This window comes from Pseudomonas sp. 2822-15, from assembly GCF_002742515.1.
Lineage (GTDB): Bacteria > Pseudomonadota > Gammaproteobacteria > Pseudomonadales > Pseudomonadaceae > Aquipseudomonas > Aquipseudomonas salomonii.
In genome coordinates, this window is sequence record NZ_LJRY01000156.1 from 544,739 (window position 1) to 571,343 (window position 26,605).

The 26,605-nt window shown below is 61.2% G+C and carries 25 protein-coding genes; 12 read left to right on the top strand and 13 right to left on the bottom strand.

The features are described 5' to 3' along the window. The first annotated feature begins 163 nt into the window (after nucleotides 1–163). Nucleotides 164–1,183: a 23S rRNA (adenine(1618)-N(6))-methyltransferase RlmF gene (gene rlmF, locus AOA59_RS04265; protein WP_099486079.1), complete on the top strand. Its 1,020-nt coding sequence runs from the start codon at nucleotides 164–166 to the stop codon at nucleotides 1,181–1,183. 81 nt (nucleotides 1,184–1,264) lie between these two features. Here rlmF and AOA59_RS04270 read toward each other — a convergent pair whose 3' ends face one another. Continuing rightward, a complete protein-coding gene (locus tag AOA59_RS04270) occupies nucleotides 1,265–1,546 on the bottom strand; it encodes an HU family DNA-binding protein (protein WP_003188840.1) in 282 nt (93 codons plus the stop codon). A gap of 397 nt (nucleotides 1,547–1,943) precedes the next feature. Between AOA59_RS04270 and yejK the strand changes: the two genes are divergently transcribed. Further along, a complete protein-coding gene (yejK, locus tag AOA59_RS04275) occupies nucleotides 1,944–2,948 on the top strand; it encodes a nucleoid-associated protein YejK (RefSeq protein ID WP_003171997.1) in 1,005 nt (334 codons plus the stop codon). Then, nucleotides 2,948–3,298 (top strand): glutaredoxin family protein, encoded by a 351-nt coding sequence (locus AOA59_RS04280; RefSeq protein WP_099486080.1) that lies wholly within the window; start codon nucleotides 2,948–2,950, stop codon nucleotides 3,296–3,298. Before yejK ends, AOA59_RS04280 begins: the two co-directional genes overlap by 1 nt. Nucleotides 3,299–3,461: 163 nt before the next feature. On the opposite strand, the gene AOA59_RS04290 is transcribed toward AOA59_RS04280, so the two are convergent. From AOA59_RS04290 to AOA59_RS04315, 6 genes are all read right to left on the bottom strand, one after another. After that, nucleotides 3,462–5,702: a TonB-dependent receptor gene (locus AOA59_RS04290; protein ID WP_099486084.1), complete on the bottom strand. Its 2,241-nt coding sequence runs from the start codon at nucleotides 5,700–5,702 to the stop codon at nucleotides 3,462–3,464. Between the two features lie 275 nt (nucleotides 5,703–5,977). After that, entirely contained in the window at nucleotides 5,978–6,955 is a 978-nt protein-coding gene (locus tag AOA59_RS04295) for a FecR family protein (RefSeq protein WP_099486086.1), read from the bottom strand. After that, a complete protein-coding gene (locus AOA59_RS04300; RefSeq protein WP_099486088.1) occupies nucleotides 6,952–7,530 on the bottom strand; it encodes an RNA polymerase sigma factor in 579 nt (192 codons plus the stop codon). The genes AOA59_RS04295 and AOA59_RS04300 overlap by 4 nt, the downstream gene beginning before the upstream one ends. A gap of 7 nt (nucleotides 7,531–7,537) precedes the next feature. Beyond that, nucleotides 7,538–7,864 (bottom strand): DUF3325 domain-containing protein, encoded by a 327-nt coding sequence (locus AOA59_RS04305; RefSeq protein WP_099486090.1) that lies wholly within the window; start codon nucleotides 7,862–7,864, stop codon nucleotides 7,538–7,540. Beyond that, entirely contained in the window at nucleotides 7,865–9,433 is a 1,569-nt protein-coding gene (locus tag AOA59_RS04310) for a PepSY domain-containing protein (RefSeq protein ID WP_099486092.1), read from the bottom strand. It abuts the gene before it with no gap. After that, entirely contained in the window at nucleotides 9,430–9,732 is a 303-nt protein-coding gene (locus AOA59_RS04315) for a DUF3649 domain-containing protein (RefSeq protein ID WP_056858902.1), read from the bottom strand. Before AOA59_RS04315 ends, AOA59_RS04310 begins: the two co-directional genes overlap by 4 nt. 171 nt (nucleotides 9,733–9,903) lie before the next feature. On the opposite strand from AOA59_RS04315, the gene AOA59_RS04320 reads away from it, so the two are divergent. From AOA59_RS04320 to fecA, 3 genes are all read left to right on the top strand, one after another. After that, entirely contained in the window at nucleotides 9,904–10,392 is a 489-nt protein-coding gene (locus AOA59_RS04320) for a sigma-70 family RNA polymerase sigma factor (RefSeq protein WP_099486313.1), read from the top strand. Next, the gene (locus tag AOA59_RS04325) at nucleotides 10,389–11,330 is read left to right on the top strand and encodes a FecR domain-containing protein (RefSeq protein WP_099486094.1); all 942 of its coding nucleotides are present in this window, start codon (nucleotides 10,389–10,391) and stop codon (nucleotides 11,328–11,330) included. The genes AOA59_RS04320 and AOA59_RS04325 overlap by 4 nt, the downstream gene beginning before the upstream one ends. Before the next feature lie 91 nt (nucleotides 11,331–11,421). After that, on the top strand, nucleotides 11,422–13,758 hold the full coding sequence (gene fecA, locus AOA59_RS04330; protein ID WP_099486096.1) for a TonB-dependent Fe(3+) dicitrate receptor FecA: 2,337 nt from the start codon (nucleotides 11,422–11,424) through the stop codon (nucleotides 13,756–13,758). 514 nt (nucleotides 13,759–14,272) lie between these two features. Here fecA and AOA59_RS04335 read toward each other — a convergent pair. Further along, nucleotides 14,273–15,145 (bottom strand): LysR family transcriptional regulator, encoded by an 873-nt coding sequence (locus tag AOA59_RS04335; RefSeq protein WP_069786142.1) that lies wholly within the window; start codon nucleotides 15,143–15,145, stop codon nucleotides 14,273–14,275. 105 nt (nucleotides 15,146–15,250) lie between these two features. On the opposite strand from AOA59_RS04335, the gene AOA59_RS04340 reads away from it, so the two are divergent. After that, on the top strand, nucleotides 15,251–16,762 hold the full coding sequence (locus tag AOA59_RS04340; RefSeq protein WP_099486097.1) for an MFS transporter: 1,512 nt from the start codon (nucleotides 15,251–15,253) through the stop codon (nucleotides 16,760–16,762). Between the two features lie 60 nt (nucleotides 16,763–16,822). On the opposite strand, the gene AOA59_RS04345 is transcribed toward AOA59_RS04340, so the two are convergent. Beyond that, the gene (locus tag AOA59_RS04345) at nucleotides 16,823–17,233 is read right to left on the bottom strand and encodes an HPF/RaiA family ribosome-associated protein (RefSeq protein ID WP_017135168.1); all 411 of its coding nucleotides are present in this window, start codon (nucleotides 17,231–17,233) and stop codon (nucleotides 16,823–16,825) included. A 212-nt stretch (nucleotides 17,234–17,445) separates the two neighbouring features. Continuing rightward, nucleotides 17,446–18,393 (bottom strand): LysR substrate-binding domain-containing protein, encoded by a 948-nt coding sequence (locus AOA59_RS04350; protein ID WP_017135169.1) that lies wholly within the window; start codon nucleotides 18,391–18,393, stop codon nucleotides 17,446–17,448. A gap of 137 nt (nucleotides 18,394–18,530) precedes the next feature. Between AOA59_RS04350 and AOA59_RS04355 the strand changes: the two genes are divergently transcribed. The 3 genes from AOA59_RS04355 (at nucleotide 18,531) to AOA59_RS04365 (ending at nucleotide 21,878) form a co-directional block, all read left to right on the top strand. Beyond that, the gene (locus AOA59_RS04355) at nucleotides 18,531–19,907 is read left to right on the top strand and encodes an L-serine ammonia-lyase (protein WP_099486099.1); all 1,377 of its coding nucleotides are present in this window, start codon (nucleotides 18,531–18,533) and stop codon (nucleotides 19,905–19,907) included. Between the two features lie 62 nt (nucleotides 19,908–19,969). Continuing rightward, nucleotides 19,970–21,274 carry a serine/threonine transporter gene (locus AOA59_RS04360; protein ID WP_099486101.1) on the top strand — a complete coding sequence of 435 codons (1,305 nt, stop codon included), beginning with the start codon at nucleotides 19,970–19,972 and terminating at the stop codon, nucleotides 21,272–21,274. Between the two features lie 286 nt (nucleotides 21,275–21,560). Then, the gene (locus tag AOA59_RS04365) at nucleotides 21,561–21,878 is read left to right on the top strand and encodes a DUF3509 domain-containing protein (protein WP_058419385.1); all 318 of its coding nucleotides are present in this window, start codon (nucleotides 21,561–21,563) and stop codon (nucleotides 21,876–21,878) included. Here AOA59_RS04365 and AOA59_RS04370 read toward each other — a convergent pair. Further along, nucleotides 21,875–22,363 (bottom strand): phosphate-starvation-inducible protein PsiE, encoded by a 489-nt coding sequence (locus AOA59_RS04370; protein ID WP_056858911.1) that lies wholly within the window; start codon nucleotides 22,361–22,363, stop codon nucleotides 21,875–21,877. The two genes, AOA59_RS04365 and AOA59_RS04370, sit on opposite strands and share 4 nt — an antisense overlap. 391 nt (nucleotides 22,364–22,754) lie before the next feature. Here AOA59_RS04370 and AOA59_RS04375 point away from each other — a divergent pair, with 391 nt between their 5' ends. Beyond that, on the top strand, nucleotides 22,755–23,015 hold the full coding sequence (locus tag AOA59_RS04375; RefSeq protein ID WP_003188807.1) for a YebG family protein: 261 nt from the start codon (nucleotides 22,755–22,757) through the stop codon (nucleotides 23,013–23,015). 55 nt (nucleotides 23,016–23,070) lie between these two features. Here the strand turns inward: AOA59_RS04375 and AOA59_RS04380 are convergent, their stop codons facing one another. Continuing rightward, nucleotides 23,071–24,090, bottom strand: a complete 1,020-nt coding sequence (locus tag AOA59_RS04380) for a Glu/Leu/Phe/Val dehydrogenase dimerization domain-containing protein (RefSeq protein WP_065912635.1) — start codon at nucleotides 24,088–24,090, stop codon at nucleotides 23,071–23,073. 187 nt (nucleotides 24,091–24,277) lie between these two features. On the opposite strand from AOA59_RS04380, the gene AOA59_RS04385 reads away from it, so the two are divergent. Continuing rightward, complete coding sequence (locus tag AOA59_RS04385; protein WP_099486103.1) at nucleotides 24,278–25,081, top strand: SirB1 family protein; 804 nt, start codon at nucleotides 24,278–24,280, stop codon at nucleotides 25,079–25,081. A 105-nt stretch (nucleotides 25,082–25,186) separates the two neighbouring features. Here the strand turns inward: AOA59_RS04385 and AOA59_RS04390 are convergent, their stop codons facing one another. Further along, nucleotides 25,187–26,557, bottom strand: coding sequence for an aromatic acid/H+ symport family MFS transporter (locus AOA59_RS04390; protein ID WP_099486105.1), 1,371 nt, complete (start codon nucleotides 26,555–26,557; stop codon nucleotides 25,187–25,189). Between the last annotated feature and the right edge of the window lie 48 nt (nucleotides 26,558–26,605).

The window sequence follows — 26,605 nt, forward strand, 5'->3', positions numbered from 1 at the left end:
CAATCAGGGTGGGAGCGGGCTTGCTCGCGAATGCGGTGTGTCAGAAGCACATTCAGTGACTGACACACCGCATTCGCGAGCAAGCCCGTTCCCACATTTAAACCGAGGTCAACTTCGGAATGTGTGACAATACCCACCACTTTGAGCCCACACCAGAATCAACATGACCGCCCCCAGCACACCCAAGCCCCCGCGCAAGAAGCCTAAAACCGCCGCCCCGACCAAGCCCGTCGCGCCGCGCAAAGAGGCTACCCTGCACCCGCGCAACCGCCACACAGGCCGTTACGACTTCCCGGCGCTGATCAAGACCACGCCGGAACTGGCGAAATTCGTGATCATCAACCCGTATGGCAAAGAGAGCATCGACTTCGCCAGCCCGGACGCGGTGCGGGTGTTCAACCGGGCACTGCTCAAGTCGTTCTATGGCATCCAGCATTGGGATATCCCGCAGGATTACCTCTGTCCGCCGGTACCGGGGCGTGCCGACTATGTGCACTTCCTCGCCGACCTGCTGGCCAGCGTCAACGACGGCAAGATTCCACGCGGCTCCATCGTCAAGGTGCTGGACATCGGCATGGGCGCCAACTGCGTCTACCCGCTGATCGGCTATATGGAGTACCGCTGGAATTTCCTCGGCTCCGAGGTCGACCCTATCGCGGTGGCCGCCGCCAAGGCCATCGTGCAGTCCAATGACCTGAGCAAGGTCATCCAGTTGCGCCAGCAGCCCAACCCCAAGCAGATCCTGCTGGGCTTGCTGGAGCCGGGTGAGCGCTTTGACCTGACCATGTGCAACCCGCCGTTCCACGCGTCCATGGACGAAGCCACCAAGGGCAGCGAGCGCAAATGGCGTGCGCTGGGCAAGGCCGATCCCAAGCGCAAGCTGCCGGTGCTGAACTTCGGCGGTCAATCGGCGGAGCTGTGGTGTGAAGGTGGCGAAGCGCGTTTTGTGACGCAGTTGATCGCCGAGAGCGCGCACTTTGCTCACAAGGTGCTGTGGTTCAGCACACTGGTGTCAAAAGCGTCGAACTTGCCAGCGATCGAGACAGCCCTGAAAAAAGCCGGCGTGCTGGAAAGCCAGGTGGTGGAGATGTCCCAGGGCCAGAAGCAAAGCCGTTTTGTGGCCTGGACCTTCCAGACCAAGAACGAGCAGCAGATCTGGCGCCAGCGCTGGGTTCGCGACTAGCCACAGAAAGCCCTGCACACATCGCAGGCAACAAAAAACCGTGCCCGGATCGCTCCGAGGCACGGTTTTTTTTGCTGCGTCTTACTTGTTAACAGCGTCGGTCAGGCCTTTGGCCACAACCAGCTTGATAACTTTCTTGGCAGCGATTTCGATGGCAGCGCCAGTCGAAGGGTTACGGCCAGTACGGGCTGGACGCTCGGTCACTTTCAGTTTGCCAACGCCTGGCAAAGTGATTTCGCCGCCGTTTTCCAGCTGATCAGCAACAACTTGGCTCAGTTGGTCCAGCAGAGCGCGCACGGTGGTTTTCGGTGCGTCTACTGCTTCAGCCAGGTCAGCGATCAGTTGGTCTTTAGTAATAGCCATTGTGGTGTTCCTTCCCTATCAAATTCATATGGATTGCAGAGTGCAGTGTCAGCCGTCGAGCCCGACCGTCATGGCCTGGCACCCCAGGCCTACAACCACGGAGATCGGGGTTATAGATGCTTGAAACGGGGATTGGTTCGACCTGACAGATGCTGAATGCACGCTTAACGCCGAGACTTGGCGTAAGACGGGGCAAAACTAGCACAGAGACGGGGAAATATCCGCCTCAACATACCCATTTGGTCAGCTTTATCGCTCTAAACCGTGAAAAAAAGGCATATGGGCCGTCGGAGGTCGTGCAAAACTGCCTTGCAGGCGCGTCTTGGTCAATGGGTGCGGTACACTGGGCGACTTTTGGGGGAGGCCCACCGCTCCCCTTCAACCAGCCGAGAAGCCTATGCCGATCCGTCATTGCATTGTTCACCTGATCGACAAAAAACCCGACGGCACACCTGCAGTTCTGCATGCCCGCGATTCGGAGCTGTCCGAATCCGCCGCCATCGAGAACATGCTGGCCGACCTCAACGAGAGCTACAACGCCAAACAAGGCAAGGCCTGGGGTTTCTTCCATGCCGAGTCCGGCGCGCACCCGTTCAGCGGCTGGTTGAAGGAGTATTTCGACGGTGGCCAGGATTTCACCACCTTCAGCCGCACGGCGGTCGAGCACCTGCAAAAGCTGATGGAGGAGTCCAACCTCTCCACCGGCGGCCACGTGCTGTTTGCCCACTATCAACAAGGCATGACCGATTACCTGGCCATCGCCCTGCTGCACCACAGCGAAGGCGTGGCAGTGACCGATGAGCTGGACGTGACCCCGTCGCGCCACCTGGATCTGGGCCAGTTGCACCTGGCGGCGCGCATCAACGTCTCCGAGTGGCAGAACAACAAGCAGTCCAAGCAGTACATCTCGTTTATCAAGGGCAAGAACGGCAAGAAGGTCTCGGAGTACTTCCGCGACTTTATTGGCTGCCAGGAAGGCGTCGACGGCCCGGGCGAGACCCGCACCCTGCTCAAGGCCTTCAGCGACTTTGTTGAGAGCGAAGACCTGCCGGACGAGTCCGCCCGCGAAAAGACCAAAACCCTGGTTGACTACGCCAGCAGCCAGGCCAAGCTTGGCGAGCCCATGGGCCTTGAAGAACTCTCGGGCTTGATCGATGAAGATCGGCCAAAAGCGTTCTACGACCATATCCGCAACAAGGATTACGGCCTGTCACCGGAAATTCCGGCCGACAAACGCACCCTCAACCAGTTCCGCCGCTTCACCGGCCGCGCTGAAGGCCTGTCCATCAGCTTTGAAGCGCACCTGCTGGGTGACAAGATCGAATACGACGAAGCCGCCGGCACGTTGATCATCAAGGGCCTGCCGACCCAACTGACCGACCAGCTCAAGCGCCGCAACTGATGCTCGGCGGGGTACTCAAGAAAGTCCTGTTGGTGTTGCTGGTGGTGGTTGCCATCCAGAACTGGGGCAAGATCGAGCGGCTGTTCAACCCCTCGCAGGTGGTTTCGGAGCAGGTACGCGCCTCGGCGCGCGTGGTGCTCTACTCCACCGAGTGGTGCGGCTACTGCAAGCAGATACGGCGTTTTCTGGACCAGAAAGGCGTGCCGTACCAAGCGTTCGATATCGAGAAGGATGCCCAGGCGCGCAAGGCGTATGAGGCGCTGGGCGGCGGCGGGATTCCGTTTGTGGAGGTCAATGGTACGCTCATTCGCGATTACAACCCGGAAGCGATTATGGCTGCCTTGAAGTAACCCCGCCGTTGCATGAGCCCGTTTGTGTGGGAGCTGGCTTGTGTGGGAGCTGGCTTGCCTGCGATAGCATCACCGCGCAGTAACTGACAGACCGAGCTGCCTGCATCGCAGGCAAGCCAGCTCCCACAAAAAGCCCGCTCCCACATTCAGTTCTGCAGCGTCTTTAGAAGTTAGCTTCCAGCGACACCATCGCCGTACGCTCCTCACCCACGTTGTAATACGCCGTACTCGGCGCCAGGCCGTTTACCGGCGCCGAGTTGAACGACACGGTGCGCGCCGAACTCAGGTATTCCTTGTCGAACACGTTAAGCATCGACAGCCGCAAGGTCGCAGACTTGATCACCTTCTTGTCCACCGGCAAGTAGATACCGGCATTCAGGTCCACCACAGTGCGCCCGGAGATTTTTTCGTCGTTGGTCAAATCGCCGTAGAAACTGCCGACGTATTTGCCCGCCACGTTGCCGTAGAAACGCGAGTCGTCGTAGCCAAACACCAGGTTGAACATGTTTTCCGGCACGTTGGCCAGTTGCTTGCCGGCGGTGGGCAACAACACGTTCTTGCTGAGCAGATTGTCTTTCTGTTCCGACTGGGTGTAGGTGTAGGACGCGTAGTAGTTGAAGTGATGCGGCAACAGCCCGCTCCACTCCAGCTCCAGGCCTTTGTTGTCGACTTTGCCGACGTTGATCACCGCGTAGTCGCCGTTGAGGTCGGTGGTCGACAACTGACGGTCCTTGAAGCTGATGTAGAACAGCGTCGCGCTCAGCGCAATATCGTCTTCGGTGAAGCGCCAGCCCAGTTCCTGGTTCCAGCTCAACTCGGGCTTGAGGCTTACCGAGTCGCCCTTGTTGTACAGCACGTAGTTCGGCGGCGTGCGCATGTTGCGGGTGACGTTGTAGAACGCCTGGTTGCTCTCGTCGACCTGGTACTTGGCGCTGAAGTTCGGCAGAAACTGGTGGTAACGGGTGTTACGTTTTTCCGGTTTGTCGTACAGGCTGCCCAGGTTGTTGCCGTCGCGCTCGACGTACTGGTAGGCCACGCCGCCGACAAAACTCAGGTCTGGCGTGGCTTGCCAGCTGTCCTGCACCCAGAGCTTTTGCGACGGTGTGATGGTGTAGTAATGACGGCCTTGAACCGTCGCGCCGTTCTTGTCGACCACCTGCCCGCCGCCGTTGTAGTCGCCCCACACATCATCGGGTGCGCCTTCGCCGTTGATGCCGATAAACGGCTGGCTCTGGCGCTGGCGTGCGCGCTCATACCAATAGCCGTAGTCCAGGCTGTGTGCTTCGTTGATGTCCCACTTCATTTTGGCGGTGACGCCCGGGCGCCAGGTTTCGGTCCACGAAGGGCGGTAGTAGTTGAGCGACTTGAGGTTGCTCAGGTCATAGTTGCCGGCCTTGTCGGACTTCGGCCCCAGGTTCGACGCGGTCTGGCCGCTGAAGCTGCCACCGTTGGCCCAGTAGTAATAAGGCGTGACCGTCAGCGCCAGGTTGTCCTGCAGCTGCCAGCGCTGGGTGAGCGTGGCGTTGACGCTTTCGAAGGGGTTGCGGTTGAGCTTGTAGGAAGACGACAGCAAACCGGACTTGTACACCGGGGTTTCCGAGTAATCCTTGCGCCGCCCGTCGGTGTCGAACTGCGACTTGCTCAAGGCGTTGTAGTTGTAGTTTTCCTGGTTGTTGTACTTGATCGTGGCCAGTGTGGAGTTGCCGCTGCCGTCTTCAAACAGGCTGCTCCACTCGACCTTGTCGCTGCGCAGCGTGCCTTTGCCGCGCCACTTGTCGCCTTCCAGGTGCGAGGCCGAGACCCAGGTCTTGAGGCCGCCGAAATCACCGGTATTGACCCGCACGAAAGTCTTGCGCAAGTCGTTGGCGCCGACGATCTGCTTGGCAAACACCCCGGCTTCTTTGGTCGGCCGAAGGGTGATCATGCCGATGTTGCCGCCGCTGGAGCCGATGTGCGGGCCGTCGGCTTCCGAAGAGCCTTGGGTGGCAAACACTTCCGCGAGGTTTTCCGGGTCGCCCAATTGGTTGGAATAGACGCTGTAGTTGCCCGAATCGTTGATCGGCACGCCATCGACGGAAACCCCGATCTGGTCGGAGTTCATGCCGCGCATGGTGAAGTTGGTGCCGCTGGTGCCACTGGCGTCATCACTGGAAACGTTGATGCCCGGCGTGTATTTGAGCTTGTCGATGGCGTTGGCGGTCGACGACATCTGGTCCATGGCTTCCTTGGTCACCGTCGACCGCGTCTTGGCACTTTCTTCACGGATCATGTGGCCGTTGCCCAGGGTCTGTTTGCCGGCGATGTCCACCGAGCCGACGTCCTGTGTGGTGTCTGCCAAAACCAATGGCGCAAAGCTACCTAGGCCCGATGCAAAAAGCAGGGCAGAGAGTGTGTTGATCTTCACAAGTAGATCCCTTACGTGCATCTATCTGTTGTTATGGAGGGCGGGACTGGCTGTCAGAACCGGGTGAACGGCGATGCCAGTCTTCCTGACCATCTGCTCAGGAATCCGAGGATGATCCTTGGCGCGTGTAACGGTTTGGTGACAGGTTTGGGCAATTAGGATGAAGGTTAAGTGAAGGATCTACAGGCAGCGTGATACCTGGCCTGTAACTGCCGGCAGGAAATGATCGCGAGAAAAATAGTTGTAAAAGAAGGTGGCCAGCAAACCGCTCGTGTCTAGCGCAACACAATCATGCGGCCCAAAAGTGAGTGCTGTTCAAACCCCAGCACCGCCTGCAGGGCATTAAAAACCGCCACTGGCTCCTTGCTCGGAAAACTGCCGCTGACACGCTTGGCGCCCATCTCATCGTTCAGCAACAGAATGCGCCCCGGATAGTAACGGCTCAGGTCCTTGACCACGTCAGCCAACGGCGCCTTGTAGTAATTGAGCCAACCGTCACGCCAGGCCAGGCGGGATTCACTGTCGACCGCGTGCATCGCTTCGGCCACACCGTCGGCGTAAGCCACTTGCTGGCCTGCGGTCAGAATTTGCTGTTGGCCCTGCCTGGATGGCGTCACGCCAACCCGACCGGACAACACCGTCACCTGCGCGCCAGCCGGTTGCAGGCGCACTTCGAACTGTGTGCCCAACACCCGTGCTTCGCCGCTGCCGGCCTCGACCACAAAGGACTGGCCGGTGTGGGTCACGCTGAAAAAACCGGCACCGCGACGCAGCCGGATATGCCGCTCACCGTGGCGGAAATCCACGGCGATGGCGCTGTCGGCATCCAGGGTCACTTGGGACTGGTCGGCCAAGGTCACGGTCTTCACCTCACCCGGCGCGGTCACGTAATCGGCGCCGAAATCATCCACCCAACGCGACGGCTGCCAACCGGCGCCCATCGACACCATCACCAGCAGGCACGCGGCCATGGCCAAGGCGCCAGCCCAGCGCAGGGTGCGCGAACGTTTGGAGCTGTTCATCGCGTTGAGGTAGCCCTGCAAGGCCAGGGCGTCTTCGCCCGCCAGTGTGCGCGCCGGTACTTCACTCAACTCCCACAACACCTGGGCCTGGGAATAGGCCTCGACGTGGGCAGGATCGGCCCGCAACCAGCGGCTGAACGTGGCTTGGTCGCCACTGCTGGGCTGGTCGTGCAACAGGCTCAGCCAGTCGAGCGCGGCCTGTTCCTGGGCGGGCGTGGGGGTGACGTTCACGGTGCTTTCCCTGGCGTGCGTGGGGGCAGTGGTTCGCGAAGGCTGGCCTTGCAGGCTTCGAGGGCACGCATCATATGTTTTTCCACGGCGCTTTGGGACAAGCCCATGGCCCTGGCGATTTCTGCGTACTTGCGGCCATGGATGCGGTTAAGCAAAAAAATCTGCCGTGTGCGCTCCGGCAGGCTGCGCAAGGCGGCTTCGACATGGCGCAGATCATTGCCCGCTTCGAGCGCCGCCTGGGGTTCGCAGCCCTGATGGTCCTGCTGCTCCGGCAGCCAGCCTTCGCTGCTGCGCACGCGGGCGCCTTCGCTGCGCAAGTGGTCAATGGCGATGTTGCCGGCGCAGCGCAGCAAGTAAGTGCTGAGCTCTTCGACCTGCACCAGCGGGCGGCGCCAGAAGCGCAGGAATAGATCCTGTACCAAATCAGCCGCCGTGGCGCGACACCCCACTCGGCGACTGACCAGGGCTTCCATTTGCGAACGCTGGGACAAAAACACCTGCAAAAAATGCGCACGCCCACCGGCCGCATCGGTGTGCGGGCTGTCCTGGGATTCGGGTGGCGTGCTGATCATCATCACAGGCTCAAAATAAGGCGAAGGCCGCGACAGGGCTGGCCAGCAGGCCGGCGCCCGCCAGGATCAAGGCCAGCCTTGGCCGATACGGCAACAGCAACACCAGCACCAGCGCGCTGAGCATCAACACCGCGCACCATTCCACCAACCCTTGGGCCCAGCCGGAAGCGGCGACGGCGGGCCAGATCGACACGCTCAGCAACAACCAACCGGCCATGCGCAGGCTTGAACGCCGCGCGGGCGACGGCTTGCTGTGCAGCAACTCGCCGTGATGGCGGTCGGTGGCCAGGCACAACGCGGTAAACCCGGCGTAACACATCAACAGCGCGAGCAGCATTCAGTGCGCCTCCTGCTTTAGCGTGGTTGCCCGCACGCGTTCGGCCTTGGGTTGCGTGCGGTGTTGCATTTTCCACGCCGCCCAGGTGAGGAACAGGCCACTGGCCAGGCAGGTCAGGTCGAAGCCGGCCATGGCCCAGTCACCCTTGGCCAATGACGTGCCCAAGTGCTGTGAGGTGGTCAGCGCGTTGAGCAGTGGAATCACCACAAACAGCAGCGCAGCGAAGCTCAGTTGCTCGACCCAAGCCTGGCGACCACGGCGCAATACGGCGTGCAGCAGGCTCAGGCCCCAGACGATAAAGAAGGTTTGTATTTCCCAATCGGAACGTTCGGCGAAGCTCACCGGCAACAGTCGGTTGGCCCAGAAAAACGCCGCGATGGCGATCATCAAGCCAGACATGCTGGCAATGTTGAGCACGTCCACCAGCCGCAGTTCAAACGGCATTAGGCCGGTTTTAGCGTGCTTGAGCTGGCGCTTGCCCAGCCAGATCACCAGGCCGGTGCCGATCATCGCCGTGCCCGCCAGGCCGCAGATAAAGTACAGCCAGCGCAGCACCGGGCCGGCGAAATGGCCCATGTGCAGGCCATAGAAACTGCCGCCAATCGCCGCCGGCAGCGATTGTTCGCCACTGACCCGCAGCAACTCGCCGGTGGTGCCGTTGAATGACACGCTGCTGCCAAAGTCATGCACCACGCGGTCGGAGCCGGCGCGCACCACATTGACCGAGGCGTTCACATCGCCAGGGTTGTTGACCACCAAACGGCCCACATGCCCACCGGCCCATTGCGTGCGCGCCTGCTCATACATCGGCCATAACGGTAGCAACTTGCCCGGCTGGCCGAGCGCCGGTGCATTGTCAGTATTGGGGAACACTTCATTAAAGAACGCGCGGCTGTCGTTGCCGTACGAGGCGAGGATCGGCGCGGGCATCACCATGCTCATGAAGATCACCAGGCTGCTGTAGGTGATCATCAGGTGAAACGGCAGCACCAGCACACCCACCGCGTTATGCCCGTCGAGCCAGGAGCGCTGGCCCTTGCGCGGGCGGAAGGTGAAGAAGTCCTTGAAGATTTTCTTGTGGGTGATGATCCCCGTGATCAGCGCGACGAACATCACCATGGCGGCGATGGTCGACAGCCAGCGGCCCCACGGGTAAGGCATTTGCAGCTGGAAGTGGAAGCGGTAGAAAAAATCGCCGCCCATGCTTTCTCGGGCCTGGACGGGCTCAGCAGTCACGGGATCGAGGACTTTCTGGATGAAGTTGCCGCGTTTGCCGGGGTCGATCTTGTCTTGCCACATCACCGACAGGCCAGGGTCGCGGCTGTTGGGCAGGGTGATAAACCAGCGCGCGGCGTTGGGCGCCTGTTGCTGCAGATAGGTTTGCGCAGCAGCAAGGCTGCGCGCTTCGTCCAAGGGATACGCCTGCACTTCGGGCTGCATCCAGTGGGTAATTTCGTCCTTGAAATAGGCCAGGGTACCGGTCAGGAATATCGCAAACAGCAGCCAGCCGAAGATCAAGCCGGCCCAGGTGTGCAACCAGGCCATCGCCTGGCGAAAGCCCTCTTTCATGTGCGTGCCATCCAAAAACCTACGCCCGCCAGGGTGGCAAACAACGCGCTGGGCAGCATCACGCCAAACCAGGCGCGCGATGCTGTGCGGCAAGCGAAGCACCAGATGACGGCCAGCAGATAGAACACAAACGAACTCATCATCCCGGTGATCACCGCATCGGCGCGTGAGGTGGGCATCCACAGCGCCAGGCACACGGCGGCCAGGGACGCCATCAGATAGCCGCCGACCACGGCAGCCAGCGCACGCGAAGTGACGGCGAGCCGGTAGGTGACGGGCAGTGAGGGTTTGCTTTTCATGCGGGAGACGCCAGATTCATCAGTGCGCAATATTAATGATAAATATTCTCATAAGCAAAAGAGAACGGATGAATCACCTGCCCGCATGGATTGCCGAATGCGTATCACGCCCCTTACAATGCGAACAATTCTTGTTCTCTAAAGTACATTGATACTTTCGGAGTGAACGCGTTGCAGCCGTCCAACACCGTCGAAGTCCTGTACCACGACCATCACCTCTGGCTTACCGGCTGGTTGCGACGCAAGCTCGGCTGCCCGCAAAGCGCGGCGGACCTGGCGCAAGACACCTTTATCCGTGTGCTCACCGCCCGCGAAGCCCCCACGCTGATCGAACCGCGTGCCTTCCTCACCACCATAGCCAAGCGCGTGCTGTGCAACTTCTACCGCCGCCAGGACCTGGAACGCGCTTACCTCGACGCCCTCGCGCAGATGCCCGAACACGTGGCGCCCTCGGAAGAAGAGCGCGCCATCATCCTGCAAACCCTGGTGGAGCTGGACCAACTGCTCGACGGCCTGGCCGTGCAGGTCAAGCGCGCCTTCCTGCTGGCCCAGCTCGACGGCCTGACCTACGCACAAATCGGCGCCGAACTGGGCATCTCCATCGCCACGGTCAAGCGCCACCTGAATAAAGCAGCGATGCGCTGCTACTTCGCCCTATGAACTTTTCCACGCAAGTGGCCGAACAGGCCGTGCACTGGCTGATGGAAATGCAGCAAGGCGCGCTTACCCCACGTCAGCAAGCGGCGTGGCAGCACTGGCTGAATGCCCACAGTGAACATCAGCGCGCGTGGGACCATATACAGCGTGTCAACCAGCGCCTGCGGGGCATGCCCTCGCCTCTCGCTCACGCGACGCTGAACGCGCCGCAATCGAGCAGCCGCCGCCAGGCCCTGAAGCTGTTGCTGATTCTGGGCGTGGGTTCGGCGGCCGCCTGGGGTTTGCGCCAACAGCATATTTTGCCGCCGCTGAGCGCCGACTACCGCAGCCCTATCGGCGAGCGTCGCAAGGTGCAACTGGCCGATGGCAGCCAGTTGCAGCTCAATACCGGCAGTGCGGTGGATGTGCATTTTGATCGGCAGCAGCGCCTGATTCGCGTGCTCGAAGGCGAGATCCTGTTGACTGCACGCGCAGGCGATACGCCGCTGCGCGTACTCACCGGCCAGGGTTTGCTCAGCAGCCAGGCCGCCCGGCTGAACGTGCGCCAGTTCAACGACCACACCCAAATTGCGGTGTTCGACGGCCACGTCGAGGTGATGCCCAACAGCTACAGCGGTTTGCCGTTGACGGTCGAGGCCGCGCGCCAGGTCAATTTTACCCGCAAAGGCTGGGACACACCGCGCCCGACCGACGCCAACAGCGGCGCGTGGGCCGACGGCATGCTGGTGGCGGCGCATATGCGCCTGGAAGATTTCCTTACCGAGCTGGGCCGTTATCGTCGGGGCCAACTCAACTGCGACCCGCAAGTGGCGAACCTGCTGTTGTCCGGCAGTTATCCGCTGGCCGACAGCGAGCGCATTCTCGACCTGCTGGAAGTCAGCCTGCCGGTCAAAGTGCGGCGTTTTACCCGTTACTGGGTGACGGTCCAGGCACGCGCCTGAAATTTTTTTCGATAACAGTGAGCCGTTTTCCACACCTCGCGTGACAGAGAAGGAAAGCCACCTTGATCCTTCCTTCTCAGGACCGCACGTCATGCCCCAGCAGCCGACCCTTCTCGCCCGCACCTTGCGCCATCTGTTACTCGGCGCCAGCCTCAGTTTCACCGTACTGCCTCAGGTGATGGCGGCCGAGGCCAAGCCGTATCACATCGCACCGGCCTCGCTGGAAGCGGCGCTGAATCAATTTGGTCGCGAAGCCGGCGTGCTGATTTCGTTCGGTTCCCAAGTCACGGCCGGCCTGCAGAGCCGTGGTTTGTCGGGCAATTACAGCGCCGACGAAGGCCTGCAAAAATTGCTGGAAGGCACCGGCCTGCAAGCCCGTGCCGAGGGCGACAAGGCCTACAGCCTGCAACCGGCCGGTGCGCCTGCGACCGTGGAGCTGCAAACCTCCAGCGTGGTCGGCGACTGGCTTGGCGACGCGGCGCAAACCAATGTGTTCGAGCACCCCGGCGCCCGTGACGTGATCCGCCGCGAAGAATTCGAACGCCAAGGCGCCACTCAGGCCCGCGATGTGCTCAACCGCATCCCCGGCGTCAACGCCCCGGAAAACAACGGCACCGGCAGCCATGACATGGCGCTGAACTTTGGTATTCGTGGCCTCAACCCGCGCCTGGCCTCGCGCTCCACCGTGTTGATGGACGGCATTCCGGTGCCTTTCGCGCCCTATGGCCAGCCGCAGCTGTCCTTCGCGCCGATCAGCATGGGCAACATGGACGCAGTCGACGTGGTTCGCGGCGGCGGTGCCGTGCGCTACGGCCCGCAGAACGTCGGCGGCATCGTCAACTTCGTGACCCGCGCAATCCCGGATGCGCCGACCGTCAAAGGCGGTTTGCAGACCGAGACCAGCCCGTCCTCCAGCCATGACGGCTTCAAGACCACCGGCAACCTGCTGGCTGGCGGCACTGCCGACAACGGCCTGGGTGGCGCAATCCTGTACTCCGGCACCCGTGGCGGCGACTGGCGCGAAAACAGCAACACGCGCATCGACGACCTGATCCTCAAGGGCAAGTACCAGTTGGACGAGGCCAACAGCTTCAACGCCATGGCGCAGTACTACGAAGGCCAGGCCGATATGCCCGGCGGTTTGAACGTCAAGGACTATAAGGCTGACCCGTACCAGTCCACCCGTCCTTACGACAAGTTCTGGGGCCGCCGCACCATGTTCAACGCCGGCTACCGCTACCAGGAAGATCGCCGCGAATTTACCGCCAACACCTTCTTCACCACCACCTTGCGTAATGGCTACCTGGACCAGGGCAACTTCCTGTCGTTGTCCCCGCGTGAATACTGGGTACGCGGCCTGGAAACACGCTTCGCCCAAGGTTTCGACCTCGGCCCCACCAGCCATGAAGTGGGCGTCGGCTACCGCTATATCAGCGAAGCCGGCCACGAGATGCGCTACCGCACACCGATCAGCGCCAACCAGCAACTGCCCGACACCAACAGCCGCAACGACCGCGACACCCGTGGCGCCACCGAAGCCAACGCGTTCTTCATCGATGACCGTATTGATATCGGCAAGTGGACCATCACGCCGGGCGTGCGCTACGAGATGATCGAATCCCAGCAGACCAACAATCTGAGCAACGTCAAATACAAAGGCGACTACAACACCGCGCTGCCGGCGTTGAACGTGCTCTATCACCTCACCGAAGACTGGAACCTCTACGCCAACACCGAAGGTTCATTCGGCAGCGTGCAATACAGCCAGATGCCCAACCGCGTGAGCAGCGGCGAAGTGAAACCGGAAAAAGCCCGCACCTGGGAACTCGGCACGCGCTACGACAACGGCAACCTGCGTGCGGAAATCGGCGCGTTCCTGATCAACTTCGATAACCAGTACGACAGCAACCAGACCAACGACACCGTGATCGCCCGTGGCGAAACGCGCCACCAGGGCATTGAGTCGAGCATCAACTACGCCCTCGACGGCTTGAGCCCGGCGCTTGCGGGCTTTGACGTGTACGCCACCTACGCCTATGTGGACGCGACCATACGCGAAGACGGCCCAAACAAAGGCAACCGCGTGCCCTTCTCGTCCAAGCACAAAGGCACCCTGGGCGTGGGTTACACCGAAGGCCGCTGGAAGCTCAACCTCGACAGCAGCTACCAGAGCAGCCAGTTCGCCGACAACGCCAACACCCAGGCGGAAACCGCCAACGGCGCCAACGGACGCATCCCTGGCTACATGCTATTCAGCAGCCGCGCGGCGTATGACTTCGGCCCGCAACTGCAAGACTTGAATGTGGCGGTCGGGGGGAAAAACATCTTCAACAAGCAGTACTTCACCCGCTCGTTCGACGACAACAACAAAGGCAAATACGTGGGGGAACCGCGCACGGTGTACGTGCAGACCTCCATCGCGTTTTAGGTACCGGCGAGGCTGCGAAGGCGGCGGCACTGGCGACACATAAGTTGCCTGACCCACCGCCTTCGCAGCCTCGCTAAAGCTCGACAGCTCCCACAGGGGATCGGCTTTGCCAGTTAGATCTCAGTCCGCAGGCCCATCGCGCCATACACAAATCCCCCCAGCAACAAAGATCCAATGTGGGAGCTGTCGAGCCCCGGCGAGGCTGCGAAGGCGGCGGCACAGGCGAGATATAAGTTGCCTGACCCACCGCTTTCGCAGCCTCGCTAAAGCTCGACAGCTCCCACAGGGGATCGGTTGTGTTGGTTAGATCTCAGTTCGCAGGCCCATCGCGCCATACACAAATCCCCCCGGCAACAAGGCTCAAATGTGGGAGCTGTCGAGCCCCAGCGAGGCTGCGAAGGCGGCGGCACGGGCGACATATAAGTTGCCTGACCCACCGCTTTCGCAGCCTCGCTAAAGCTCGACAGCTCCCACAGGGAATCGGCTTTGTCGTTTAGATCTACGTGGGCCGGCTCTAACTGCCTGCCAGGCAACTCGGGGTGCCGGCCACCAAGGCGTCGATGGCACAGCGCGTCTTGGCCGGCATGTGTGCGGCCGTCGGCCAGATTACGTGGATTGGCGCAGGCTGGTCGCGGTGGTTCGGCAGTACCGCTTCCAGTTGCCCGCGCAGCACGTAATGCGCAATCAACCAACTCGGCAACCAGGCCAGGCCCACGCCCGCAATCGCGGCATCGGCCACGGCCTGGAGGTCGTCGAGCATCAACAGCGAAGGCACACCGGGGCGCTGCGAGGTATTGCAACGGTAGGCAATGCCTCGGTGGGCGGCGAGGTCGTCGATCGCGTTGATTGGCCCGACCCGCTGCAAATAGGCCGGCGAAGCAGCCAGGCCAACCGCTTGTTCGCCCAGGCGACGCGCACTCAGGCGGTCAGTGTCCGGCAGCGGACCAATACGCACGGCCACGTCGAAGCCTTCCTGTGCGAGATCGATCAATCGGTCAGAGAACGAGATCTCGATCTCCAACGCCGGGTAACGGTCCATCAACCCCCACAATGCTGGCGCCGCGTAATGATGGCCGAAAGCCAAAGGCAAGCTCGCCCTTAAACGCCCGCGTGGCTGTTGCCGGCCGCTCTCCAGCACCGATTCGGCAGCTTCCAGCTCTGCCAGCGCACGCAAACAATGTTCGTAGTACGCCTGCCCATCTTCAGTCAGACGCTGGCGGCGGGTGGAACGCTGCAACAGGCGAGTGCCCAAGCGCGCTTCCAGGCGCGCCAAGCCTTTACCCACGGCCGAACGCGTCAGGTTCAGTCGTTCGGCAGCCTCGGTCAGGTTGCCGCTCTCGACGACTTGCAGAAAGAGCTCAACACCATCAAAACGCGGAGTGGCCATGCTTCATTGTCGCCCTTAATTCCCTTATCAAAGGAAAACTTATCACGAATAAAGAATTCTGCTCCCGCGAGAATAGCGCTCTCCCCCAAGCAAAAGGAATATCCCATGCCGCCCGCCGCCGCCGTATCCGCCGTCAGTGCCCCGCGCACCGCCAGAGATGGCCTGGCACTCACTGCCGTGTGCCTTGTGGCATTGATGTTCGGCCTGGAGATCTCCAGTGTGCCGGTCATCCTGCCAACCCTGGAACAGCAACTGGGCACCGGTTTTCAGGATGCGCAATGGATCATGAACGCCTACACCCTGGCCTGCACCAGCGTCTTGATGGCGGCGGGTACGTTGGCCGACCGCTTTGGCCGGCGGCGCATGCTGGTGGTGTGCCTGTGGCTGTTTGGATTGGCTTCGCTGGCCTGCGGGCTGGCCAACGATGCCTCCACCTTGATCGCGGCGCGCTTCGTTCAAGGCATAGGCGCCGGGGCGATGATGATCTGCCAGTTCGCCATTCTGTCGCACCAGTTCCGCGAACCGGCTGCTCGGGCGCGGGCCTTTGCGATATGGGGCGTGATCGCAGGCGTGGGCCTGGGCTTCGGGCCGATGGTCGGCGCACTGATTCTGGCGGTCGCAGACTGGCGCTGGGTGTTCCTGGTGCATGTGCCGCTCACGCTGCTGACCTTGCTGCTGCTGCGCATCAGCGTACAGGAATCCCGCGACCCGGCCGGCCATCGGCTGGATATCGCCGGCATGCTGACCTTGACGCTGTCGGTGTTCGCCTTGGTGTATTTCATTACTCAGGGCAGCGAAAACGGCTTCGGCAGCCCGGCGATGCTCGGCTGGGCCGGTTTGTCGCTGGTCGGACTGCTGCTGTTCGTCGTGGTTGAGCGACGCAGCCCGCACCCGATGTTCGATTTTTCGGTATTCCGCATCCAGCGCTTCAACGGCGCGCTGATGGGTTCGATCGGCATGAATTTCAGTTTCTGGCCCTTCATGATCTACCTGCCACTCTACTTCCAGGCCGGCCTGGGCTACGACACGCTGACCACCGGCGCGGCCTTGCTGGCTTATACGCTGCCGACCTTGCTGGTGCCGCCGCTGGCGGAACGCCTGGCCCTGCGCTACGGCGCCGAACGTATTATCCCGCTGGGCCTGGGTTTGATGGGTGCAGGGTTTATCAGCATGGCGGCAGTCAATGGCGCGCAGCAGCCGAGTATCGTCTGGGTGCTGTTCAGTTGCGTGTTAGCGGGCGTGGGACTGGCGCTGACCAACTCACCGACCACCAACACCACCACCGGCGCCGTGTCGGCTGACCGTGCGGGCATGGCCTCGGGTATCGATCTCAGCGCGCGACTGATCACCTTGGCCCTCAACATCGCGTTGATGGGGCTGGTGCTGCTGCTGGGCATTGGCCATCACCTCTCCAGCCTGCTGCCTGCCACCACGGCGTTGGATTGGCCGGCTATCAGCCAGAACATTGCGGCCGGCAAGCTGGACGCGCTGGTGCTGGCGCCTGCAGATGCCCAGGCCGCACTGCGCCACGGCGCCGGCTGGGCCATGCTGTTCGCGGGGCTGGGTGCGTGTGGGCTGGCGATCTTGAGCCGGTACTTTTTCCAGCAGCGACCCTGAACGAAAACGGGCCTGCAGATGCAGGCCCGTTTTATTTGGGGTTGAAAAAACACTCAGCTATCAGCTATTAAGCGCAGCCTGTTCGTTTTCCAGAAATTCCTCTTCCAGCTCGGCCTCGTCAGCCTTGGTATCCGGCAAGCTCTGCCCTGCGGCGCGTGGTTTGCCGCGCAGTTTGCCGTACAGATGTTCCAGCGCATGTTCAAGCTTGGTCGCCGCGCCATCGATCGCTTGTTCCAGCGTATCGGCCTTGTGCAGGACCGACAGTGGTTGATGGCCCTTTGGCCGTGCTTCCAGACGGCAACTCAGATCGTGGGGGCCGGGCTTATCGCCGTTTTCATCCTTCAGGTAGACCTCAACGCGGGTCAGGTCTTCTTCATAACGTTCGAGCGTGCTCTCAATGGTAGTTCGTACCCACTCCTCCAGTCGGATGCTGCTTTCAATATGGTTATCGCTATTGACTTGGATTTGCATAGTTCTTCCCTTATTTCAGCTAGCTCGCGAGAGGTCACAACTGCGACACCGGGGTGGTGAAACCATGACCTCTTGATTACACAATTAGGCACCGCGCAGAACATTTCAACCCCTTTGCAAAGATAAATCCCACATTACAAATTAACCCTGACGACGAGCAAAAACGCTGTTAGGGTGGGGAGTTAGTTACATCTTATTACGCCCAGCCAACCTTATAATTGCCCCTCTCCCAACGGGTGCAATCCGCGAAAAATCCCCGCTTCCTCTACCAGCCAGTCATGCACCGCACGCACCCCAGGATGGCTCAACGCGCCCGGCGCATACAGCAACACATAACGTTTGTGGTTGGGCACGGCCAGGCCGAAGGGCACGATCAAGGTGCCGCGCTCCAGTTCATCGTTAAGCAAGGTGCGCCGCGCAATCGCCACGCCCATCCCCGCGATGGCGGCCTCGATGGTCAGGTGGTTGCGGTTGAAGGTGTGGCCGCGGCGCACGTCGGCGTCGTGGTAGCCGATAGCATTCAGATAAAACTCCCACTCGGCGTACTCATAACTCCCACGCCAGGCGGTGATGTCGTGCAACAGCGGGAAATGCACCAGGTCCGCCGGGCCATGCAGCGGCGGCCTCCCGCGCAGCAGGCTCGGCGCGCATACCGGAAAAATCTGTTCATCGAGCAGGGCTGTGGATAACAGGCCGGGGTAGCTGCCGTCGTTCAGGTCGATGGCCAGGTCGAAGTCGCCCTCGTGCAAGGCGATGCTGCTGTCTTCAGCGACCATGCGCAGTTGGATATCCGGGAAGCGCTGCTGCAAACGCGGCAAACGCGGGGTCAGCCACTTGCCGAGAAACGACGGGATCGAGCGCAAGCGCAAAGTGCCGCTGATCATCCCCGCGTCCAGCCGCTGCAATTCCGCATCGATGCTGCCGTAGGCCTCGCCCACGGTCGCCGCCAGCCTTTGCCCTTCGGCACTCAGCTCCACGCCACGGGCACGCCGATGAAACAGCCGAAAGCCCAGGCGCTCCTCCAACTGGCGAATTTGCTGGCTCACCGCCCCCGGCGTGATGTGCAGTTCTTCGGCGCAGCGGGTAAACGACAAATGCCGCGCGGCGCAGGAAAACACGTGCAGCCAGACATAGGTCTGGCCATGGAGAGGGCGAGTCATAGCGTTTAGTCCTGCTAAAGGGTGTCTTAGGATAATTCGTTGGTCAGTGCCGATCCAGAGGCTCAGTATCGCGCCAATTCCGCCTGCTCTACAAAACATGGCAGCGATTTCTACTCCATTGCTTGTAAGGCTTTAGCATGGCTATCAGTGTTTTCGATCTATTCAAAGTGGGCATCGGCCCGTCCAGCTCCCATACCGTCGGCCCGATGCGCGCAGCGGCGACCTTCGCCCAAGCCCTGACCGACCAACAATTGCTGGCCGATACGCGACGTATCGAAGTGCGCCTGTACGGCTCGCTGTCCGCCACTGGTGTGGGCCACGCCACCGACCGCGCCAGCGTGATGGGGCTGATGGGCGAATGGCCAGACAAGGTCGACCCCACGTCGATCAATGCACGCATTCAGCAGTTGCGCGAATCCGGCCGATTGCTGCTCGCAGGCTCGCAGGAGATTGCCTTCAACTGGCACACCGACCTCCTGCTGCTGGACGAAAGCCTGCCCTACCACCCCAATGCCATGTCCCTGCACGCCTATGGCGAAAACGCCCTGCTGAGCGAGCAAACCTATTACTCGGTGGGCGGCGGTTTCATCATCGAGGCGGCCGAAGCCGCCTCGGGCATCGCGCCTGCCAGCGACGTCGAATTGCCCTACGACTTTTCCAGCGCCGTCGAACTGCTGGCCTTGTGCAACAAGCACGGCCTGCGGGTTTCCGAGCTGATGATGGCCAATGAACGCGCTTGGCGCTGCGACGAAGAGATCCGCAGCGGCTTGCTGCATATCTGGTCGGTAATGCGCGAGTGCGTGGAGCAAGGCTTGCGCGATGAAGGCATCTTGCCAGGCGGTTTGGATGTACCGCGCCGGGCGGCGAAATTGCATCGCAGCCTGCTGGAAATCGGCAAACCCAACGTGATCACCTCCACCTTGTCGGCCATGGAATGGGTCAACCTGTTCGCCCTCGCCGTCAACGAAGAAAACGCCGCCGGCGGGCGCATGGTCACCGCGCCGACCAATGGCGCAGCAGGGATCATCCCGGCCGTGCTGCATTACTACATGAAGTTCAACGCCGATGCGTCGGATGACGATGTGGTCAATTTCTTCCTGGCGGCTGCTGCCGTGGGCATTCTCTGCAAGAAGAACGCTTCGATCTCCGGCGCCGAAGTCGGCTGCCAGGGCGAAGTGGGCTCGGCCTGCGCCATGGCCGCTGCGGGTTTGGCCGACATCCTCGGCGCCACGCCGGAGCAACTGGAAAACGCTGCTGAAATCGGCCTGGAACACAACCTCGGCCTGACCTGCGACCCGGTCGGCGGCCTGGTGCAAGTGCCGTGTATCGAGCGCAACGCCATCGCGGCGGTCAAGGCGATCAACGCCACGCAAATGGCCCTGCGCGGTGACGGCAAGCACTTCATTTCTCTCGACCGGGTGATCCGCACCATGCGCGATACCGGCGCCGACATGCATGACAAATACAAAGAAACTTCACGGGGCGGCCTGGCGGTCAGCTGGGTGGAGTGCTGATCGGAGCACGCCTACCCGCCCCATACGTGAGCCCGCGCAAAAATAATAACGAGGCAATATCGATGACTGATGTACGTACACCTGCCGCTGAAAACCCTGCTGTTGCTGTAGATAACGCTGTAGACAAAACTGTCACTACAGGCTGGACCAAACACGATACCACCTGGATGCTTGGCCTCTACGGCACCGCCATTGGCGCCGGCACCTTGTTCCTGCCGATCAACGCCGGCGTTGGCGGCTTCTGGCCGCTGATCGTGCTGGCGTTGCTGGCCTTCCCCATGACCTTCTTCGCTCACCGTGGGCTGACGCGCTTTGTGCTGTCGGGCAAATCCGGTGACATCACCGAAGTGGTCGAAGAACACTTCGGCGTCGGCGCGGGCAAGCTGATCACGCTGCTGTACTTTTTCGCGATTTTCCCGATCCTGCTGGTCTACAGCGTGGCGCTGACCAACACCCTCAGCAGCTTCATGGAACACCAACTGCACCTGGCCCCGCCGCCCCGGGCGATCCTGTCGCTGGTGCTGATCCTCGGCCTGATGGCCATTGTGCGCTGCGGCCAGGGCGTGATCGTCAAAGCCATGAGCGTGCTGGTGTACCCCTTCGTCGCTGCCTTGCTGTTGCTGGCCGTAAGCCTGATCCCCAACTGGAACGGCGCGTTCTTCGCTTCCGCCAGCGAAAGCATGCCATTGCCGATGTTCTTCAAGACGCTGTGGCTGGCGATCCCGGTGATGGTGTTCTCCTTCAACCACTCGCCGATCATTTCCGCCTTTGCCGTCGACCAGAAGCGCGTCTACGGCCCACAGGCCGAGCGCAAAAGCAGCGGTATCCTCGCCACCGCCCACGGCATGATGGTGCTGACGGTGATGTTCTTCTGCTTCAGCTGCGTGCTGGCCCTGTCGCCGGCTGACCTGGCGGCCGCCAAGGCGCAGAACATTTCGATCCTGTCGTACCTCGCCAACCACTTCCAGACGCCCGTGATTGCCTACGCCGCGCCGTTGATCGCGCTGGTGGCCATCACCAAGTCCTTTCTCGGCCACTACATCGGCGCCAGCGAAGGCTTCCAGGGTTTGATCGTCAAATCCCTGCGTGGGCGTAACCGTTCGATGTCATCCAAAGGGTTGGAACGCTGCACCGCGCTGTTCATGGTGCTGACCTGCTGGGCCGTGGCGACCTTCAACCCAAGCATCCTGGGCATGATCGAAACCCTGGGCGGGCCGATCATCGCGTGCCTGCTGTTCCTGATGCCGATGTACGCGATCCGCCGCGTGCCCTCTCTGCGCCAGTATTCGGGCCAGGTGTCGAATGTGTTTGTGGTGCTGATCGGGTTGATTGCGCTGTCTGCGATCGTTTTTTCGGTTTTGCCCTGAAATCGAACACAACCCCCATCCCCTGTGGGAGCGGGCTTGCCCGCGATAGCGGTCTGTCAGGCAGAAATTATTGAGCTGATACACCGCAATCGCGGGCAAGCCCGCTCCCACAGGGGTCGGGCGCAGTCTGGTAGAGCGCTATACGGCACGCCCCTTGCTGTACAGCTAACGAGGCAAACGGACCTTGTGAAACCTCAGCGACGGAGTGGCCGGTGGTCAGGCAATGCGAACTTAACCCGACACCGGTCGTCAATGACTGCATGTTCTTATCAGGCGGTAACGCACCATGGACAATCCTTTTCAGATCATCACTGACACCTTCACGCCCACCTACCGCGTCAACCTGAGCATCCAACGGCTCGACGGCAGCATCATGCTCACCCTCTCGGACGAGACGGGGGTGGTGGCCAAACGCATGATCAGCGCCGAACAACGCAACGACCCGGAGCGGCTCAAGCGCCTGGTGCAGAGCATTCAATTCGGCATCGCCATCGAACAGGGCCACAGCGCCATGGAGATTCTGGCGGTGATGACCGACGGCGACAGCCACAAACTCTTGCAGCCACCGCCCGCCCGCACCCTGCCCTTCAGCGTCGGGCTTTAAAGCTCGCCCTTCTCGGTTTCCAGGCTCGCCTCGCCCTTGCGACGCGGGCCTTCGACCTTCACCGACGGGAACGCCGACGAAGCGTAGCGCACCACCAGAATCGAGAACGCCAACAGCAGAATGCCGCCGCACAGGTAGATGATGCCGACGTCCGGCGGGTTGTGGTGGGAGACGTTGGAGATCAGCAGGCGCGTCAGCGCCGTGATTGCCACGTAGATCAGGAAGCGCACGGGCATGTGGTTGGTCTTGAAATAAATCCCGACCATTGCGCCCAACTCCAGGTAGATGAACAGCAGCAAGATGTCATCGATCTTGATGTGCCCGTTCTCCAGCATCCCCAAAAACTCCATCACCGCCGCCCAGGCTGTTACGGCACCAATGGCGAACAGCGCCAGGTAGTGGAACGTCTCGACGAACAGATTGCCCAGCGACTCGGCCAGCCCATGGACTTGCTGACGCAGCTTTTCGGCCCAGTTGATTTTCACGATGATGCTTCCTTAGGTCGGCTCGACCGGATAATGCGGGGTGGACGTGACGGTTGTTCTGCATGCAGAAAAAAGGCCAGTGGCAGGTAAGTGAGAAGATAGCTGCAGGATATGAGGCACAAGGCCAGGATATAGATCGTTCCTACGCTCTGCGTGGGAATGCATCCCTTGACGCTCCGCGTCACACGAGCACCGTCGTCGACAGCGGGACGCAGAGCGTCCCAGGCGGCATTCCCACGCAGAGCGTGGGAACGATCGCAAGGCAAACCTGTATTTACGGGCTACATTAAAAAACTGCTACCCAAACCCCGTGGTTTGGCTTACCCTTTTCACTGTATATGAATACAGTAGTCGCAAAAGACAACTATCGTGAAGGCATGTGAGGTGGTGAATGGCCGTCGAAGTGGTATACCGCAGCAGCCGAGATCTGGAGCGTTTGTTCATGGATAAAGCCGAAGCTGACCGTCATGACAAGATGCTTGAACTCGCTGAGTTGCTGGCAGAAGTGTTGCAAAAAGCCGTGCCGTCCCTGAGCGAGCAGCAGGTGGAGGAAGCCGGGATCTACATGGCGAAGAATCGCGATGTGTTTGCCAAGGCGTTCAAGAGCCAGCCGGACGCATTGTCCGAGTTGCTGAACCCGGCGGCAGAATAAAGCCCGAATTGAACAGGCCCTGAATCATTGATTCAGGGCCTTTTTAATGCCTGGGCTATTTGTAGAGCAGGCGCTCGGCCAACTCGTCCGCCACCCGTGCCGGGGAGCGTTTTTCGGCTTGGGCGTGGGCGAAGATTTCGGTGAGGCGCGTGCCGATGTTCGACAGGTGTGCGGTGATGGCGGGCAACTCGGTGCCGGCGTGTTTGAGGGCGACGTAGATCAGGCCGCCGGAGTTGATCACGTAGTCCGGGGCGTAGAGGATACCGCGCCCTTCCAGTTGGTCGGCAATGTCCAGGGTGGTCAATTGCGCGCTGGCGGAACCGGCCACGGCGGCGCAACGCAGTTGGCCGACCGTATGACGATTGAACACCGCGCCGACACCGCACGGCGCCAGAATGTCACACGGCGTGCTGAGCAACGCATCATTGGCGATGGGGTGTGCACCCAGCTGCTCCATGGCCAGTTGCACCTTGCCGTGGTCGATGTCGCTGACCAGCAGTTCGGCACCCGCCGCGTGCAGTTGTTCGGCCAAAGCAAAACCGACATTGCCCAGGCCCTGGATCGCGATGCGCAGGCCTTCGAGGTTGTCACTGCCCAGGCGTGCCATAGCGGTGGTGCGGATACCGGTGAACACGCCCATGGCGGCATGGGGCGCCGGGTCGCCTGCGGCCGTGGTGCTGGTGACGAAACGGGTGTGTTGGGCGATGCAGTCCATATCGGCGACAGATGTACCGCTGTCGATCGAGGTGACAAAACGGCCGTCGAGTTTTTCGATACAACGGCCGAAGGCTTCAAACAACGCCGCGCGGCTTTCCACGTGCACGGGTCGGATGATCACCGCCGTGCCGCCGCCCACCGGCAAGCCGGCCAGGGCGGCTTTGTAGCTCATGCCTTGGGCCAGGCGTGCGGCATCGGCCACGGCACTTTCATCGTCTGGGTAAGCAAGATAACGGCAACCGCCCAAGGCAGGGCCGAGGCGGCTGTTGTGGATGGCGATGACAGCCTTCAACCCGGTCACCGGGTCGACGCTCAGGTGCAGCGATTCAAGGCGGGTGCTGTGCATGAGCGCAAACATCAATAGGCTCCCGAATCACTTCTGGTAGAGGCCCCAGTATAGGCTTGCAGCAAAAAACTGCTGAATCACGCTGGAATAAGCCGCCAGGTTTAATAGGCATCAGGACATAAGCCCGCAGGACATTTCCTAAGTTACTGGACGAAAATTCACAGCAAGGCTAAAACGTGGGCATCCGCCGGAGAATGCAATGAATCCCCGCACAGCCTTTTTCGCCTGCCTGGACCGCTCACCGCCTGCGCTGTTTGAAGCCGCGTTGTGGATGGCGGCTGAACACGATCCGAGCGTGCAACCCCTGCTGATCCTGCAAGACCTGACCTTGCTGCAACAACAGATCAGCGTAGGCATGCCCATGCTGCCGGCGGATGAACTCGGCCAGCCGTTGCTGCGGCGCATGAATGACCTGGGGTTTGCCCAGGATGATTCCACACCGCTACGCCCCGCCGCCGCGCTGCTCGACAAGGTAATGCTGCGCAAACGCGGCCAACCCTTGGCCATGGGCCTGATCGCGCTGGAGATGGCGCGGCGCCTGGATATCCCCATGGCGGGAGTTAATTTCCCCGGCCACTTCCTGCTGCGGGTGCCCGGTGCCGACCACCTGTTGGACCCTTGCGGCGGCCGGCGCCTGTACCCCAACGACTGTCGCGAGTTGCTGCACCGCCAGTACGGGCCAAACCTCAAGTTGCAGGCCGAGCACCTGCTCACCGCCGAACCGCGTTCGATCCTGCAACGGCTGTCACGTAACCTGCGCCAACTGCACCTGGCCAATGACCACCCGCTGTCGGCCCTGATCGATGCCGAGCGCGTGCTGGAGTTGGGCAACGCCAGCGCTGCGGATTATCTGGCGCGGGCCAGCCTTTACCAGCGCCTGGACTGCCCGAGTGCCGAGCGCTTTGACCTGGAACACGCCCTGTTGCTCAGCGAAGACCCGATCCAGCGCCTGCGCCTGACCGAGCGGCTGGGGCATTTGCCGCCCAACACCGTGGTGCACTGAAGGGTGGGAGCTGGCTCGCCTGCGATGCAGACGACTCGGTACACCTGGCCTACCGAAGTGATGCTATCGCAGGCAAGCCGGCTCCCACACTTGAGCTGCGTTGAATCAACGATTGGCCGGCGTCTTGAGAATATCGTTGTGTAACGGGCCCGGCAGGGCGTTGGAGCCAGGCGAGCGCACCTGAATGATCAACAGCGCCGCAATTACCGCCGGAATCGCGCAGAAGAAGAAAATCTGCTCCACCGGAATATGCATCGCCAGCAACAGGCTGCCGAACAGCGGCCCCAGGATTGAACCGAAGCGCCCCACACCCAAGGCCCAGCCTGTGCCGGTAGCGCGCACGTGTGCCGGGTAGAAATTACTCGCGAAGGCGTTGAGGGTCAGTTGCCCGCCAATAATGCAGAAGCCGGCCGCGAACACGCAGGCCACCAGATAACGCGGGTTGTCGTGATTCAGCCCCAGCAAGATCGTGCACACCGCAGCCGCCGCCAGCACGCCGGAGAGCAACCGCACCTTGCTTTTCAGGCGGTCGGCAAACCACGCCATACCGATGGCGCCCAAGGTGCCGGCAAACAGGAACATTGAGGTCACCAAATTGGCTTCCTTCAACGCCAGGCCGCTTTCCAGCAGCAGCGTCGGCAGCCAGCTGATCATGAAATACAGCAGGATCAGGCTGACAAAAAAGGTCGCCCAAATCAGCAAGGTCGGACGCGCATAGCCGTTGCGAAACAGCTCCACCACCGTAAGTTTGCTGCTCTGCTCCTGAAGGTTCTCTGCCTCGCTCGCCAGCGGCGGCTGCCAGTCGGGCAGCATGCGCGCCGTGACCTTTTGCAGCCGTGTATACGGTGGCGCATCCCGCAGCAAACGCGGCAAGGATTCCGGCAGCAACCACACCAGGAAAGGGAACAGCAGCAACGGCGTCACCCCGCCCGCCAGGAAGACCGCCTGCCAGCCGTAACCTTCGATAAACCCCGCCGCCACAAACCCACCCGCCGCGCCACCGAACGAGAAGCCGCAGGCGGCCAGGGTCACCATCAGGGTGCGCATGCGCGGCGGGGAATATTCAGACATCAACGCCATGGCGCTGGGCATCGCGCCGCCCATGCCGATGCCGCAGATAAACCGCGCAGCCATCAGGGTGGTCAGGGAATTGGCGAACACCATCAGCACGGTGAGGCTCGCGTAGATCAGCACGCAGGCGAGCAGGATGCGGCGCACGCCGAAGCGGTCGGCCAGCGGCGTTACCAGCAATGAGCCCAAGGTCAGGCCCAAGAGGTTGGCGCTGAATACCGGGCCGAACGCGGCTTTTTCCAGCCCCCAATCCTTGGCCAATGCCGGCACCACGTAGCCCAGCACCTGGGCGTCATAGCCGTCGGTTACCAGCAGCAGCGCCAGCAACAGGAGAATCAACCACTGGTAGCGCGACACCGCACGGGCGTCGAGTGCCGCGCGAAAGCTGGCAATCTGATTGTGCATCGCAAGGTACCTGTTATTTTTATAAGGATGACGCGGATCAAACGGTGG